The following is a 14,191-nucleotide window of genomic DNA, read 5'->3' on the forward strand; positions in this document are numbered from 1 at the left end:
TGAAAATACCCCAAGAGTACTCAGAGTTTTGTTTTTACTCTGTCTATTCTAGGGGTAGCATATCAAAAGTAAAGGGGCTTTGTGTGCAATTATTTACTGCTGCGCAAAAATTTTGATCTCATCCTTATCCATAAAGGCGGCACCGGAAAAACCGGAAGCTTCCAGCTGGCCCAACTGTTTGCCCAGCTTCTTGGCCTGCTGCAGAACGGTGACATTGTAGCTGCTGCGCAGGTCTGCAGCCTTGGCAAGAACGGTGGTGAAGTCGGCATCCTTGCCGTACAGCAGGGCGATCTTCTGCTTTGCGCCGGGGATCTGATAGCCCTGCTCCAGCAGGATGCCGCACACCCGCTCGAAGCCGATGGAGAAGCCCACAGCGGGCACCTGAGTGCCCAGGAACTTGCCCACCATGTTGTCGTAGCGGCCGCCGCCGGCCACGGCACCGCTGAACTGCGGGCAGGTGATCTCAAACACCATGCCAGTGTAGTAGCCCTGACCGCGCACCAGACTGGGGCAGTAGGCTACCTGATAGCGGCCTGCAGCCATGGCGTTGGCGGTAGCAAGGACATACTTGAGGTCATCGGCAATGGCGGGGTCTGCGCAGCGGGCAGCCACGGCATCCAGCGTGACTTCGCCTGCGGCAATGAAGTCGGCCAGTGCGTTGATGGCATTTTCCGGCAGCTGCTTTTCGGTCAGCTCAGCCTTCACACCATCGGCGCCGATCTTGTCCATCTTATCAAAGGTGATGCAGACGGAATCCAGCGTATCAGCGGAAAAACCCATGCTCTCCAGCATCCCGCGCAGGATGCGGCGGTCATTGATGTTGACGGTGAAGCCGGTGAAGCCGATGTTCAGCAGGGCACGGGTGGTCACGTCGATCAGTTCCACCTCGGCATTGGGGGAAGAATCGCCCAGAATGTCGATGTCGCACTGTACGAACTCGCGCAGACGGCCCTTCTGCGGGCGCTCGGCGCGGAACACACGGTCGGTCTGGATCACCTTGAAGGGGCTGGGCAGCTTATCCTTGTTGGCGGCATAGTAGCGGCTCAGCGGCAGGGTCAGGTCATAGCGCAGGCCCATATCGGAAAGCTGCTTGGGGTCGCCGGTGTTCAGGGCAGCGGTGAGCTTATCGCCGCGCTTGAGCACTTTGAAGATCAGGTTCAGGTTGTCGCCGCCGTCGGATTTGTCCAGGTTTTCCATATCCTCCAGCATGGGGGTGGAAATGCGCTCGAAGCCGGACGCGCGGTAGGTCTCCAGAATTTTGCCCTGAATGTAATCGCGCAGGGTCTGCTCAGCGGGCAGCAGGTCGCGCATGCCCTTCAATGCCTGTGTTTTCATAAGATGGTTCCTCTCTATATAAATCAATGTAAATACTTTTACCTTATTCATTATAAAGAAATCTGCCGTTTTGTCAATTGAAATGGGCACACTGTAAAGGAAAAACCATTCGGAGGACAGACGATGAAACAGCAATTTACAGCAAAACATCCGTGGACCATCCTTGCGGCGGGCGCAGCCATTCAGGTGCTCACGGGCATCCCGGCGGCGTGGGGCGTATTCCAGCAGCCGGTCATGGACGAGTACGGCCTGAGCGAGCAGGGGGCAGGCTATGCCTTCGGCATCCTCATTGCGGCGTTCGGCGTGGGGTGCGTCCTCGGCGGCTTTCTGCAGGACAGCCGAGGCCCGCGGTGTGCGGCTCTGTGGGGAACAGCACTGCTGTGCGGCGGATTTTTTGCAGCGGCCATGCTGCCGGGCGGCAGTGCGGGCAGCTTTTTTCTGGCATTCAGCATCCCGGCGGGGCTGGGCACGGCGTTTCTGTACCCATCCATCCAGTCCTGCGCACAGAAGTGGTATGCCGGGCGCAAGGGCCTTGCCACCGGCGTGATCGGCGGGGCGGTGGGCCTTTCCGGTGCGTTCCTCACCGTGTTCGTGCGCACGGCGGTCAGCGGCTTTGGGATCGTGCAGGGCATCCGGGGCGCGTTCTGGGCGCTGGGCGCCATAACGCTGCCCGTCTGCCTTGCGGGCAGCCTGCTTTTGCAGGACCCGCCGCAGGATGCCGAAAAACAGCGGCAAAACGACAAAAATACCATTGACCTTTCCCCGTGGCAGATGCTGAAAACAAAGCAGTACTGGCTGTGCGCAGGCGCGGTGTGCTTTTCCACCCCGGCGGTGCTTCTGTTCAGCCCCATCATCCTGAAGCTGGGCGTGGAGCGGGGGCTGGACGAAAGCGCTGCATTGTGGAGCGTGGTGCTGGGCAGCGTGGGCAGTGCGGCGGGCCGCCTGCTGATGCCCATGCTCAGCGATAAAATTGGCCGCAGGCCCACCGATCTGCTGCTGTTTGCGGTGTCGCTGGGGCTTTCGGCAGGGTTTGCGTTTGCGCAGGGCTGGTGGGTGATCGCCTGTTATGCGGGGCTTACCTTCTGCTATTCCGGCCTTGCAGCGGTGCTGCCCGCCCTTTCCACCGATCTGTTCGGCCTGCCGCACGCAGGGGTGAACTACGGTTTTCTGGCACTGGGGCAGAGCGTGGGCAGTCTGGCCTTTCCGTTTGCAGCAAATCTCTGGGGGTTGGAAGCCGGGCGGCACTGGCTTGCCGTGGGCGGCGCAGCGGCGGGCTTTGCGGCCATGTGGGTACTGAAGCCTGCCGGGCAGACACCGCGCAGGCAGGACACAGGAGCGTGAAATTTGCCCTCTTGACATAGTTGACAAAAACTTGACGAATGAAATGACAAAAGCATCCGAATTGACAGTTAGCAGCAGGCAACTGCAAATAGTTTTGATGTTTTTTACCGGAAATGTATTGCAAAATCCGTCAGCTTTCTCTATAATAAAATCATGCGTGGTAGTACCGGTTAAGGCGCTGAAAGAGAGCGGCGCGCCCGGTCAGATGCAAGCAGCAAAGGGCAGCGGCTGTGCCGGCAGGGCGCGGCAGCGGCTTTGTGCTGCAAAGCAACATTTGTCAAAAGGAGAGTATGATTATGACCTATTCGCAGCAAGTACAGAATATGTGCCCGATCACCAAAGGTCCTAAGCATGGTCCGGCTCCCATCCCCGAAGAGGGCGCATGGGTCAAGGCCTATGAGATCAAGGACATCAGCGGCTACACCCACGGTGTGGGCTGGTGCGCACCTCAGCAGGGTACCTGCAAGCTGTCCCTGAACATCAAGAACGGTGTCATCGAGGAGGCTCTGGTGGAGACCATCGGCTGCTCCGGTATGACCCACTCTGCTGCTATGGCAGGCGAGATCCTGCCCGGCAAGACCATTCTGGAAGCTCTGAACACCGACCTGGTGTGCGATGCCATCAACGTTGCTATGCGTGAGCTGTTCCTGCAGATCGTCTACGGCCGCAGCCAGACCGCTTTCTCTGAGGACGGTCTGCCCATCGGCGCAGGTCTGGACGACCTGGGCAAGGGCCTGCGCTCCATGACCGGCACCATCTTCTCCACCAAGGCAAAGGGCGTCCGTTATCTGGAGCTGACCGAGGGCTATATCAACAAGCTGGCTGTGGATGCCAACGATGAGGTCATCGGCTATCAGTTCGTCAAGCTGGGCAAGATGATGGAGGATATCCGTCACGGCAAGACCCCCAACGAGGCTTATGAGAAGAACGTGGGTACTTACGGCCGCTTCAGCAAGGAGCAGGGTGCTGTGAAGTACATTGACCCGCGTGAGGAATAAGAGAGGAGGAACAACTCATGGCAACTTTTGAATCTATGGATCGCCGCATGCCGAAAATCGAGGCATGCCTGAAGGCTAACGGCCTGGAGTCTCTGGACGCTTGCAACGAGATGCTCCTCGCTAAGGGCATCGACTGCGACAAGATCGTGCGCGGCGTTCAGCCCATCTGCTTTGATAACGCTGTCTGGGCATACACCCTGGGCACCGCTATCGCTGTCAAGCGCGGCCTGACCGATGCTGCCGAGTGCGCTGCTGCCATCGGCGAAGGTCTGGAAGCTTTCACCATCCCCGGCTCTGTCGCTGAGCAGCGTCAGGTCGGTCTGGGTCACGGCAATCTGGGCGCTCGTCTGCTGAGCGAGGACACCACCTGCTTCGCTTTCCTGGCAGGCCACGAGTCCTTTGCAGCTGCTGAGGGTGCTATCGGCATCGCCCGCACTGCAAACAAGGTCCGCAAGACCCCCCTGCGTGTCATCCTGAACGGCCTGGGCAAGGATGCAGCTTACATCATTTCCCGTATCAACGGCTTCACCTATGTTCAGACTGAGTACGACATCCCCACTCAGACCCTGACCGTCGTCAAGGAGATCCCCTTCTCTGAGGGCGAGCGCGCAGCCGTCAAGTGCTACGGTGCAAACGACGTTATGGAAGGCGTTGCCATCATGAAGAAGGAGGACGTTCAGTGCTCCATCACCGGCAACTCCACCAACCCCGTCCGCTTCCAGCATCTGGTTGCAGGCACCTACAAGAAGTGGGCCATCGAGAACGGCAAGAAGTACTTCTCCGTCGCTTCCGGCGGCGGCACGGGCCGTACCCTGCATCCCGATAACGTGGCCGCAGGCCCCGCAAGCTACGGCCTGACCGACTCTCTGGGTCGTGTGCACGGCGATGCTCAGTTTGCAGGTTCTTCCTCCGTGCCCGCACACGTTGAGATGATGGGCCTGATCGGCATGGGCAACAACCCGATGGTTGGTGCTACCGTTGCATGCGCTGTTGCTGCAGCTCAGGCTAACGCCTAAGTCTTTTCTAAGTTTCAGCGAGGGGAAGCTGCTTTCCGAATGAGCAGCTCCCCCTTTTTTGCTGATAGATGTCCGAACACAAGCAACCCGAATATGAGAAGGAAGAAACAATGAAAAAGAATCAGATCCGCAAGAGCGTGGCTGCGCTGGCCATGGCGGTTGTTGTGGGTGTCAGTCTGCTGGGCTACGGCTGCGGCAGCAAGTCCGCTTCCACCGCAGGCGGCGTGTCCGGTGATTTCACCGGCACTGCCAAGGGCATGGGCGGCGACGTTACCGTTACCCTGACGCTGGAAGACGGCAAGATCACCGGCTGCACCGCTGAGGGCAAGGACGAGACCCCCGGCATCGGTACGCTGGCACTGGAGCAGCTGCCCGCTCAGATCGCTGAGACCGGCAGCATCGCCGTGGACGGCGTGTCCACCGCGACCATCACCTCCAACGCCATCAAGGAGGCAGCAGCCGCTGCCCTGACTGCCGCCGGCCTGAACGCCGACGACTATAAGATCGAGGTCAAGGCCGACGAGACCAAGGCCGAGGATTCCACCGTTGACGCTGACGTTGTCATCGTGGGTGCAGGCGGCGCAGGCATGACCGCTGCCATCACCGCTGCTGCCGAGGGCAAGAGCGTTGTGATCGTGGAGAGCCAGGCCATGGTGGGCGGCAACTCTGTGCGCGCTACCGGCGGCATGAACGCCGGCAAGACCGTGTATCAGGATGAGAACGAGTTCGGCGAGTCTGCCGGTGTCGAAAAGACCCTGAAGACCGCTGCTGAAAAGTACGCTGACAACGAGACCATCACCGCTCTGGCAAAGACCGTCTCTGAGCAGTGGGCAGAGTACCAGAAGAACCCCACCGGCTACTTCGACTCTGTTGAGCTGATGGAGCTGGACACCATGATCGGCGGCAAGGGCATCAACGACCCTGCTCTGGTGGAGACCCTGTGCTCCAACTCTGCTGATGCCATCGACTGGCTGGACGAGCACGGCATCACCCTGCACAGCGTTTCCAGCTTTGGCGGTGCATCCGTCAAGCGCATCCATCGCCCTGTGGACGCAGAGGGCAAGACCGTTTCTGTCGGTTCCTACATGATCCCCCTGCTGGAGGAGAACTGTGAGAAGGCTGGCGTTCAGATCCTGCTGAACACCACCGCCAACGAGATCCTGACCGATGCGAGCGGCGCTGCTGTGGGCATCAAGGCCACCGGTTCTACCGGCGAGACCGTCACTGTGAACGCCAAGGCTGTGGTGCTGACCACCGGCGGCTTCGGCGCAAATCTGGACATGGTTGTCGAGTACAAGCCTGAGCTGAAGGGCTTCATGACCACCAACGCTGCCGGCGCTCAGGGTCAGGGCATTGAGATGGCCACCGCCATCGGTGCTGGCACCGTGGATATGGACCAGATCCAGATCCACCCCACCGTTGAGGCCAACACCGCTGCCCTGATCACCGAGGGTCTGCGCGGCGACGGCGCTGTGCTGATCAACGCTGAGGGCAAGCGCTTCATCGACGAAGTGGGCACCCGTGACGTGGTCTCTGCTGCTGAGATCGCTCAGACCGGCAGCTACAGCTGGCTGGTGGTCGATCAGGCTATGGTCGATGCTTCCAGCGTCATTCAGGGCTACATCAAGAAGGGCTTCACCGTGACCGGCGAGACCTACGAGGAGCTGGGCAAGGCAATGGGCGTTGATGAGGCTGCTTTTGCCGAGACCATGAAGACTTGGAACGGCTATGTTGAGGCCAAGAATGACCCCGACTTTGGCCGCACCAGCTTTGCAAACCCGCTGGATACTGCTCCGTACTATGCAATCAAGGTCACTGCTGGTGTGCACCACACCATGGGCGGCCTGACCATCAACACCAACACCGAAGTCCTCAAGGAGGACGGCACTGTGATCCCGGGCCTGTTTGCAGCAGGTGAGGTCACTGGCGGTGTGCACGGTGCAAACCGTCTGGGCGGCAACGCTGTTGCAGACTTCACCGTGTTTGGCCGCATTGCAGGTAAGGCTGCCAGCGACTACGCTGCATGAGTACCCGCAAAGCACCTGAAAACGCTTCCGGCTCCAAAGGCCTGAAGCCATGGATGAAGAACCTGATCTTTGCTGCAGTGATCCTTGTGCTGGCAGCAGCGCTGTATTTCGGCGTGCGCGCAGCACACAGCAGCAAGGGCAGCGGCCTGCAGGCCACCGTCGATTTTGGCGATGGCATCACCGAGACTCTGCCGCTGGATACAGACCACGATTACCTGTATGATGTGGGCAATTATGTCGTGCATCTGCAGGTAAAGGATGGTGCCATCGCGTTCTTGGACAGTCAGTGCCCGGACCATGTGTGCGAGCAATTCGGCTGGCTGGACAAGGACGGCGCATGGGCTGCATGCGTCCCTGCCGGGGTGTATGTGGTAGTGGAAACTACAGCTGAATAAAGATCGTGCTTCAAAAAAGAGGCAGTACCCTGCAAGAGCGGGGCACTGTCTCTTTTGTTTTGTCTGGAAGGCAAAAGAGGGCACGGTGTGAAAGTTGGGTAAAACTTTGACACAAATGCGTCAAAACAAAATTTAGACGCTTGTGTAATAGACGAAAATGCGATAAACTAACAATAAACTCTTTATCGCGCGCTTTTGCAAAGCCTGCGCCCGATACCGAAACCAGGGCATGCCCTGAAAGATACAGGAGGAAACAGCAAGCATGATCTTTAAAAAGAAGCAGGATGCTGCGGTACAGCAGACGGCTGCGGGTGAGGCAAAGCCCGCAGCGAAGGGCGGCAAAGCAGCAGCCTTTTTCCGCAAGAACTGGAAATGGATGGTGCCGGTGGTGTGCGTGGCCGTGCTGGGCGGATGGTTCATCCTGCGCCCGGACAAGGCACAGAATGCCAATAAGGACATCAACTATGTGCAGGTCTCGCCGTCCAAGCGGGATGTGTCCAACACCCTCAGCGGAACCGGCACTCTGAACCCTGCCAATACGTATAATGTTAAGTCGCTGGTAGCGGGCAAGGTGTTGACCAGCAGCTTTGAGGAAGGGGACATCGTGGAGGAAGGCACCGTGCTGTACACGGTGGACTCCTCCGATGCCACCACCAAGGCGGAGCAGGCGTCCATTGCTCTGCAGCAGGCACAGCGCAGCTACGACAAGACGGCAGACCGCCAGTATGTCCGCGCCGAGGTGGCCGGTGTTGTGAGTGCCCTCAAGGTGGCCAAGGGTGACGAAGTGACCAGCGGTCAGGAAGTGGCGGTCATCCGTGACAGCTCCAAAATGGTGCTGCGGCTGGAGTTCCCGGCAGCAGATGCCGCCACCTTCTCGGTGGGCCAGAGCGCAGAGGTGACGCTGGACGGCACCTTTGAAATGCTGACCGGCACCGTGACCGCTGTGACCGGCACCGATGCCCTGAGCACCGGCAACCTGCTCACCCGCACCGTGACCATTGCTGTGCGCAATGCAGGAGGCCTGACCACTGCGCAGGCAGCAACGGCAACCATCAATGGCGTGAACTGCATTGCCGCCAAGTGCTTTGAGTATCAGGCGGAGCGCACCCTGACTGCCCTTGCCGCCGGTACCGTGACGGCCATCAATGTGCCGGAAGGCGGAGCCGTGAACAAGGACGATATCGTGCTGCAGATCAGCGGCGAGGACCTGACCGAGGCCATCCAGTCTGCCGCCGAGAGCCTGCGCAGCGCCGAGCTGAACATGGACAATCTGCAGGAGGCCATGAACAACTACACCATCACCTCGCCCATCAGCGGCACCATTATTGAAAAGAATGCCAAGGCCGGGGACGCGCTGTCCGCCGGCTCGGACCTGTGCACGATCTTTGACCTGAGCTATCTGGAGATGACCCTGAACGTGGACGAGCTGCAGGTCAGCAGCCTGTCGGTGGGTCAGAGCGTGCAGGTCACGGCGGATGCCGTGCCGGACAAGACCTATACCGGCGTTGTGACCCGTGTTTCCATGAAGGGTACCTCCAACGGCGGCACCACCACCTACCCGGTCAAGGTGCGCATTGATGAGACCGATGGCCTGCGCCCGGGCATGAACGCCAATGCTGAGATCGTGGTGGCACAGGCAAAGAATACCCTTACCGTGCCCAACGCTGCCATCGTGCGCGGCGGCTATGTGCTGGTCACGCAGGACTCCCCCAGCGCAGTCAACGCAGACCCGGGCATGATCGCGCCGGACGGCTATGTGTATGTGCCGGTCAAGACCGGCGTCAGCGATGACAACTACACCCAGATCGTCAGCGGGCTGACCGGCAATGACACGGTGGCTTACGACTCTGCCGCAGCAAGTACCGATACGTACTATGACGACGGCGGCTATTACGAGGCGGATGCAGAGGGCACCGAGGGCGAGGAAGGCGCCGATGCTGCGAACAGCATGGTCGATGAAGAAGAAACGGAAAACGGGACCGTACCGGCGGAAGAGCCTGTGGAAGCCGAGGAAAAGCAGGGCTCCGCAGGGGATGACGTGAATCCGTCTCAGGCAGACGGCGTGGTCTATCTGGGCTGACACAGGAGGAATGCATGAGCGCTCTGATCGAGTTTGATGAGGTGTGCAAGTATTACCAGATGGGTGACACCACGGTAAAGGCTGCAGACCACATCACCATGAAAATCGAAAAAGGCGAGTTCGTGGCCATCGTGGGCCAGTCCGGCTCCGGCAAATCCACCTGCATGAACATCATCGGATGTCTGGATGTGCCCACCCACGGCACCTACCGCCTGAACGGAAAAGACGTTGGCAGGATGAGCCGCAATGAGCTGGCATCCGTCCGCAACGAGATGCTGGGTTTCATCTTCCAGCAGTACAACCTTTTGCCAAGGCTCAACCTGATGGAGAACGTGGAGGTGCCGCTGGTGTATGCGGGCATCGGCCGCGCCGAGCGCCACGCCCGGGCCAAAGAGGTGCTGGAGCAGGTGGGTCTGGGCGATAAGCTCAGGAACCGCCCCAACCAGCTTTCCGGCGGCCAGCAGCAGCGTGTTTCCATCGCTCGGGCGCTGGTGCGGAACCCGGCGGTCATTCTGGCCGACGAGCCTACCGGCGCACTGGACAGCCACACCGGCCGCGAAGTGCTGGGAATGCTGCAGCAGATGCACGATGAGGGCCACACCGTGGTGCTCATCACCCACGATAATTCCATTGCGGTGCAGGCAGACCGCATCATCCGTCTGGAGGACGGGCGGGTGGTCTACGATGGCGATGCCCATGCACCGGAAGCCGTGGTGCAGCCCACGCTGCTGCCGGAAACGCCGGATGAGGAGGAGAAAGCATGATTATTGAAACCTTCCGTCAGGCCATCCAGAACGTGTGGAGCAACAAACTGCGCACCTTCCTTACCATGCTGGGCATCATCATCGGTGTTATGGCAGTCATCGTCATCGTGGGCTTGGGCAACGGCATGACCAAAAGCATGCGCGACAGCTTTTCGGCACTGGGTACCAACACCCTTTCGGTGCAGGTGTGGGGCAACGGCTCCCGCACCGTTTCGGTGGAGGAAATGTACAAGCTGCCCACGGAGTACCCGGAGCTGATCCAGTCCATTTCGCCGCAGATCGATTTCAGCGGCAGCGGCACGCTGAAGATCGGCACTACCAGCTACCGCTGGTCCAACATCAGCGGCGTGGACGAGAACTATTCCGCCATGAAAAATTACCAGATCGCGCAGGGACGCGGCCTGCAGTACATGGATATGAAGGATAACAAGCATGTGTGCATCATCGGCGATTACCTCAACCGTGTGGCCTTTGGCGGCAACGGCCTTGGCCAGACGCTCAAGATCGGTGCCAACAAGTTCCGCATCGTGGGCGTGCTGGCGGCCAAAGTCAGCGATCCGGACATGCAGCAGGGCAGCGATGACGACTGCGTTTACCTGCCCTATACCACGGCCATGCGTCTTTCCAGCCAGAGCACGGTGAACAACTATGCCGCGGTCATGGAGGATGAGGGCCGCGCCAACGAAGCAAAGTCTGCGGTGGAAAGCGAACTGCAGCGCCTGCTTGGCTCGGATAACGGCTACTATGTCTACAGCGCCAGCGAGTGGCTGGAGGAAATGAACAACATGATCAACATGGTCATTGTGATCCTGACCGGCATTGCCAGCATTTCGCTGCTGGTGGGCGGCATTGGCATCATGAACATCATGCTGGTGTCGGTGACTGAGCGCACCCGCGAGATCGGCATTCGCAAGGCACTGGGTGCCAAGGAACACACCATTCTGTCGCAGTTCGTGGTGGAAGCAGCCACCACCTCGGCCCTCGGCGGCGCACTGGGCATTGCACTGGGCTACATCGTATCCATGGGAGCAAACAAGGTGCTGCCCATGTTCACCAGCGGCACAACGGTCACGGTCAGCCCGTCCTTCAATTCCATCGCAGTGGCCTTTGGCATCTCGGTGGGGATTGGCGTGCTGTTCGGCTACCTGCCCGCAAAGCGCGCAGCGCGGCTCAACCCCATTGAAGCATTGCGCTATGACTGAACTCTTCTCAGCCGGCGTTGCGCCGGACTGCAAAACACCAAGGAAGGGGAATATACCTATGAAAAAACGTCTCTTCGCATGTCTGCTTGCAGCATGCCTGGCTGTATCCGTGCTGGTGCTTCCGGCATCGGCGGCCAGCCTGAACAACTCGGCCATCCAGACGGCCATCACGCTGGGCGCTATGGATACCAGCCAGACCGGCAGTCTGGATGCTGCCGTCACCCGCGGTGCATTTGCCAAGATGCTGGTCTCCTTTTCGGCCTACCGCGAAAGCGCCAGCCAGCAGGGCAATCTGGGCACACTGTATAAGGATGTGCCCGGCAGCTCTCAGTGGGCACCCTATGTGCGCATTGCGGTGCAGCAGGGCTGGATGAACGGCTATACTGATGGTACATTCCGCCCGGATAATACGGTCACGCTGGAAGAAGCCTGCACCGCAGCGCTCAAGCTGCTGGGCTATAAAATGACCGACCTCAACGGCGTGTTCCCGACGGCACAGCTGAACAAGGCGCAGGAACTGGGCCTGCGTAACCAGCTGAACCGCAGCCAGAGCGAGGCCATGAACTATGAGGATTGTGCTTTGCTGCTGTATAACACCCTCACGGCAAACACCGCCTCTGGCAGCGCCTATGGTACCAGCCTGGGCTTTACGGTTTCGAACGGTCAGGTGGACACCTCCACGGTAATGCTCAAGAGCCTGAAGGGACCCTTTGTGGCAGCGGAAGGCACCCAGCTGCCTTTTACGCCGGTGAGCATCTACCGCAACGATAAGGTCTCGGCTTCTGCAGAGCTGAACCGCTACGATGTGTATTATTACAGCGAGAGTCTACAGACGGTGTGGATCTACACCCGCAAAGCAGCAGGCCGCATCACTGCCGTTTCGCCCAGCGCCAGCGCACCCACGGCCGTTACCGTGGCGGGCACCAGCTATCAGCTGGGCAGCACAGCAGTGGCTTCCAAGGTGTCCAGCCTGAACGGCGGCGGCGTGGGCGAAGTGGTCACTCTGCTGCTGGGCATGAACAATGAGGCGGCGGATGTTATTACCGGCGCAGAGGCCGACGAGGTGTTCTACGGCGTGGTGCAGGGCGCAGCCCGCAGCCTTGTGGAAGATAACGGCGCGGATGTGCTGCAGCGTGTGGCTGTCATGTGCACCGATGGTGTTCAGCGCACTGTGAATGTGGACAAAAGCCTGAACTACCCCAAGGGCTGGCTGGTAGAGATCCGCGTAACACCGGAAGGCGAGTCCGTGAGCGGCATCGAGAACAAGGTCGTTACCGGCAAGGTCAATGCAGATGCAACGGCACTGGGCAGCTATGCCCTTGCCGACGATGTACAGATTCTGGATACAACTGCGGAGGGTGTGGCTGGGACGGTTCGTCCCAGCCGCCTAGCGGGGACAGACCTGAATCTTCTGAATGTCCGCTACTATACGCTGAATGAGAAGGGCGAGATCGACCGCCTGATCCTGAATGATGTCACCGGCGACCTGTGGACCTACGGCGTGCTGGATGATATCAAGAATGTGGCAGTCAACTACTCGGAACTGCAGACGCTGGCCAAGATCATTTCCACCGGCAAGAGCGACAGCACGGATACGCAGGATAAGATCGTGGACGACCTGAAGGATGTTCTGGTGCCCACCACCAGCGAAGTGCTGTGGGGTGTGATCAACGGCGACATCCTCTCCACTCTGTGGCAGAAGATCACAGCCAACACGGATAGCCTGCTCAGCCTTGGTCTGCGGCAGGTGGGCAGCCTTGTAGGCGAACCGTATGCGTCCATCTTCCGCTATATTGGCGGCGGTGCTACCTATGTGTGCTATGTCAATGGTTCGCAGGTAGCTTTCACCACCAACGTCAAATATCCGGTGCTGGTAGGTGGTGTTGCAGCCCGCAGAGAGACGACCGGCAGCGTGCGGACGATGGTCCAGCTCATGCCCATGAAGATCGATCAGGTGGGTGCAGCGTCGGTCATGAGCAACGGCACCCGCTTTGAGATGGCGGACGACGCACAGGTGTATCTGTGGTACAAGGGTCAGTACTACGCCACCAAGCTGACCGAGGTCAACTCGGAGGGCTACTACCTGACCGGCTGGTACGATAACTTTGGCTGTGCTGCGGGCAAGCGCGTGCGTGTGATCGTGGCTGTCAAAAAGGACTGATGGATTATTACAGCGTCCCGCGCCGCATTCTGCGCGGGGCAAGGCAGTTGGTGTACCCACGCCGCTGCCCGTTTTGTGATCGGGTGCTGGGCAGTGTGCCCATCTGCCCGGATTGTGCCGCGGAGCTGGAAGAGCTGCGCAGGAAGCCGGGAATGCGGCTGGACGCTTCTCAGCATTATTTAGGGGAACTGACCGGTGCAGCAGCACCGTTCCGGTATGAGGGCTGTGTGCGGCGCGGCATCCTGCATACAAAATACCATGCTGCACCGTGGGCGGCGGTGGAGCTGGGCCTCTGGCTGGCAAAGCTGGCCTTTGGCAGCGAGATGCATATGGCCGGTGCAGAACCGGTGCCGGAGCTTGTGGAAGGCATGTCCCTTGGGTACGACTGCATCGTTCCCGTACCGGCATCCGGCAGAGCACGCGGCTACAATGTGCCGCAGCTCATGGCGGTGCCGCTGGCCCGCGCACTGGGGATACCGCTGTACCCGAAAGCACTGGGCCGCACTCGTGCAAAGCGGCATCAGGCGGGCCTGCCCTTTGAGCAGCGCCTTGCCAATGTGGCGGGTGCCTTCCGGGTGACGGACACGGAACTTGTGGAGGGCAGAAAGGTGCTTTTGGTAGACGATGTGATCACCACCGGTGCCACGGCAGCAGCCTGCACACAGGCGCTGCTGGCAGCCGGTGCCGAGAGTGTGTTTGCAATTGCACTTGCCACTGTTGAATTTGAAATGTTTCCCGCAAGGGATCAGCCGCTGCAGGAAAACGAGCCGGAGTTTTGAAAATTTATTTGCAAAAACTTGGCAGAAAAAGCTTGACAAAACACCCTGAATCAAGTATACTAATTGAGCTGTGAGCGATAACCGCTTGCAGAT

The 14,191-nt window shown here is 59.4% G+C and carries 11 protein-coding genes; 10 read left to right on the plus strand and 1 reads right to left on the minus strand.

Features of this window, described 5'->3' with window-relative positions; genetic code table 11:
• Window positions 1–93: 93 nt before the first annotated feature.
• Window positions 94–1,335, minus strand: coding sequence for a histidine--tRNA ligase (gene hisS, locus GKG36_RS00200; RefSeq protein ID WP_154258503.1), 1,242 nt, complete (start codon window positions 1,333–1,335; stop codon window positions 94–96).
• Window positions 1,336–1,458: 123 nt separating this feature from the next.
• On the opposite strand from hisS, the gene GKG36_RS00205 reads away from it, so the two are divergent.
• The 10 genes from GKG36_RS00205 to GKG36_RS00250 all read left to right on the plus strand — a co-directional run bounded on the left by GKG36_RS00205 (window position 1,459) and on the right by GKG36_RS00250 (window position 14,098).
• Window positions 1,459–2,676 carry an MFS transporter gene (locus tag GKG36_RS00205; RefSeq protein WP_154258505.1) on the plus strand — a complete coding sequence of 406 codons (1,218 nt, stop codon included), beginning with the start codon at window positions 1,459–1,461 and terminating at the stop codon, window positions 2,674–2,676.
• A 296-nt stretch (window positions 2,677–2,972) separates the two neighbouring features.
• The gene (locus tag GKG36_RS00210; RefSeq protein ID WP_044953520.1) at window positions 2,973–3,674 is read left to right on the plus strand and encodes a nitrogen fixation protein NifU; all 702 of its coding nucleotides are present in this window, start codon (window positions 2,973–2,975) and stop codon (window positions 3,672–3,674) included.
• Window positions 3,675–3,691: 17 nt separating this feature from the next.
• Window positions 3,692–4,690 (plus strand): GGGtGRT protein, encoded by a 999-nt coding sequence (locus GKG36_RS00215; RefSeq protein WP_005935035.1) that lies wholly within the window; start codon window positions 3,692–3,694, stop codon window positions 4,688–4,690.
• 110 nt (window positions 4,691–4,800) lie between these two features.
• Window positions 4,801–6,717 (plus strand): flavocytochrome c, encoded by a 1,917-nt coding sequence (locus GKG36_RS00220; protein WP_097778331.1) that lies wholly within the window; start codon window positions 4,801–4,803, stop codon window positions 6,715–6,717.
• On the plus strand, window positions 6,714–7,112 hold the full coding sequence (locus tag GKG36_RS00225) for a NusG domain II-containing protein (protein ID WP_005940526.1): 399 nt from the start codon (window positions 6,714–6,716) through the stop codon (window positions 7,110–7,112). The genes GKG36_RS00220 and GKG36_RS00225 overlap by 4 nt, the downstream gene beginning before the upstream one ends.
• Window positions 7,113–7,374: 262 nt before the next feature.
• Window positions 7,375–9,192 carry an HlyD family efflux transporter periplasmic adaptor subunit gene (locus GKG36_RS00230; RefSeq protein WP_154258507.1) on the plus strand — a complete coding sequence of 606 codons (1,818 nt, stop codon included), beginning with the start codon at window positions 7,375–7,377 and terminating at the stop codon, window positions 9,190–9,192.
• A 14-nt stretch (window positions 9,193–9,206) separates the two neighbouring features.
• Window positions 9,207–9,956: an ABC transporter ATP-binding protein gene (locus tag GKG36_RS00235; protein ID WP_097774684.1), complete on the plus strand. Its 750-nt coding sequence runs from the start codon at window positions 9,207–9,209 to the stop codon at window positions 9,954–9,956.
• The gene (locus tag GKG36_RS00240; RefSeq protein WP_154258509.1) at window positions 9,953–11,158 is read left to right on the plus strand and encodes an ABC transporter permease; all 1,206 of its coding nucleotides are present in this window, start codon (window positions 9,953–9,955) and stop codon (window positions 11,156–11,158) included. Before GKG36_RS00235 ends, GKG36_RS00240 begins: the two co-directional genes overlap by 4 nt.
• 58 nt (window positions 11,159–11,216) lie before the next feature.
• Window positions 11,217–13,319, plus strand: coding sequence for an S-layer homology domain-containing protein (locus tag GKG36_RS00245; RefSeq protein ID WP_154256520.1), 2,103 nt, complete (start codon window positions 11,217–11,219; stop codon window positions 13,317–13,319).
• Window positions 13,319–14,098 carry a phosphoribosyltransferase family protein gene (locus GKG36_RS00250; protein ID WP_154258511.1) on the plus strand — a complete coding sequence of 260 codons (780 nt, stop codon included), beginning with the start codon at window positions 13,319–13,321 and terminating at the stop codon, window positions 14,096–14,098. The genes GKG36_RS00245 and GKG36_RS00250 overlap by 1 nt, the downstream gene beginning before the upstream one ends.
• Window positions 14,099–14,191 lie beyond the last annotated feature (93 nt).

Source organism: Faecalibacterium sp. BIOML-A1, assembly GCF_009679715.1.
In the GTDB taxonomy this organism is placed as follows: Bacteria; Bacillota; Clostridia; order Oscillospirales; family Ruminococcaceae; genus Faecalibacterium; species Faecalibacterium taiwanense.

Bases quoted from the DNA above. Each gene is read 5' to 3' on its own strand.
- GKG36_RS00235 (WP_097774684.1), top strand. From the start codon at position 9,207: ATGAGCGCTCTGATCGAGTTTGATGAGGTGTGCAAGTATTACCAGATG.
- GKG36_RS00250 (WP_154258511.1), top strand. From the start codon at position 13,319: ATGGATTATTACAGCGTCCCGCGCCGCATTCTGCGCGGGGCAAGGCAG.
- GKG36_RS00210 (WP_044953520.1), top strand. From the start codon at position 2,973: ATGACCTATTCGCAGCAAGTACAGAATATGTGCCCGATCACCAAAGGT.
- GKG36_RS00245 (WP_154256520.1), top strand. From the start codon at position 11,217: ATGAAAAAACGTCTCTTCGCATGTCTGCTTGCAGCATGCCTGGCTGTA.
- hisS (WP_154258503.1), bottom strand. From the start codon at position 1,335: ATGAAAACACAGGCATTGAAGGGCATGCGCGACCTGCTGCCCGCTGAG.
- GKG36_RS00230 (WP_154258507.1), top strand. From the start codon at position 7,375: ATGATCTTTAAAAAGAAGCAGGATGCTGCGGTACAGCAGACGGCTGCG.
- GKG36_RS00220 (WP_097778331.1), top strand. From the start codon at position 4,801: ATGAAAAAGAATCAGATCCGCAAGAGCGTGGCTGCGCTGGCCATGGCG.
- GKG36_RS00205 (WP_154258505.1), top strand. From the start codon at position 1,459: ATGAAACAGCAATTTACAGCAAAACATCCGTGGACCATCCTTGCGGCG.
- GKG36_RS00240 (WP_154258509.1), top strand. From the start codon at position 9,953: ATGATTATTGAAACCTTCCGTCAGGCCATCCAGAACGTGTGGAGCAAC.
- GKG36_RS00225 (WP_005940526.1), top strand. From the start codon at position 6,714: ATGAGTACCCGCAAAGCACCTGAAAACGCTTCCGGCTCCAAAGGCCTG.
- GKG36_RS00215 (WP_005935035.1), top strand. From the start codon at position 3,692: ATGGCAACTTTTGAATCTATGGATCGCCGCATGCCGAAAATCGAGGCA.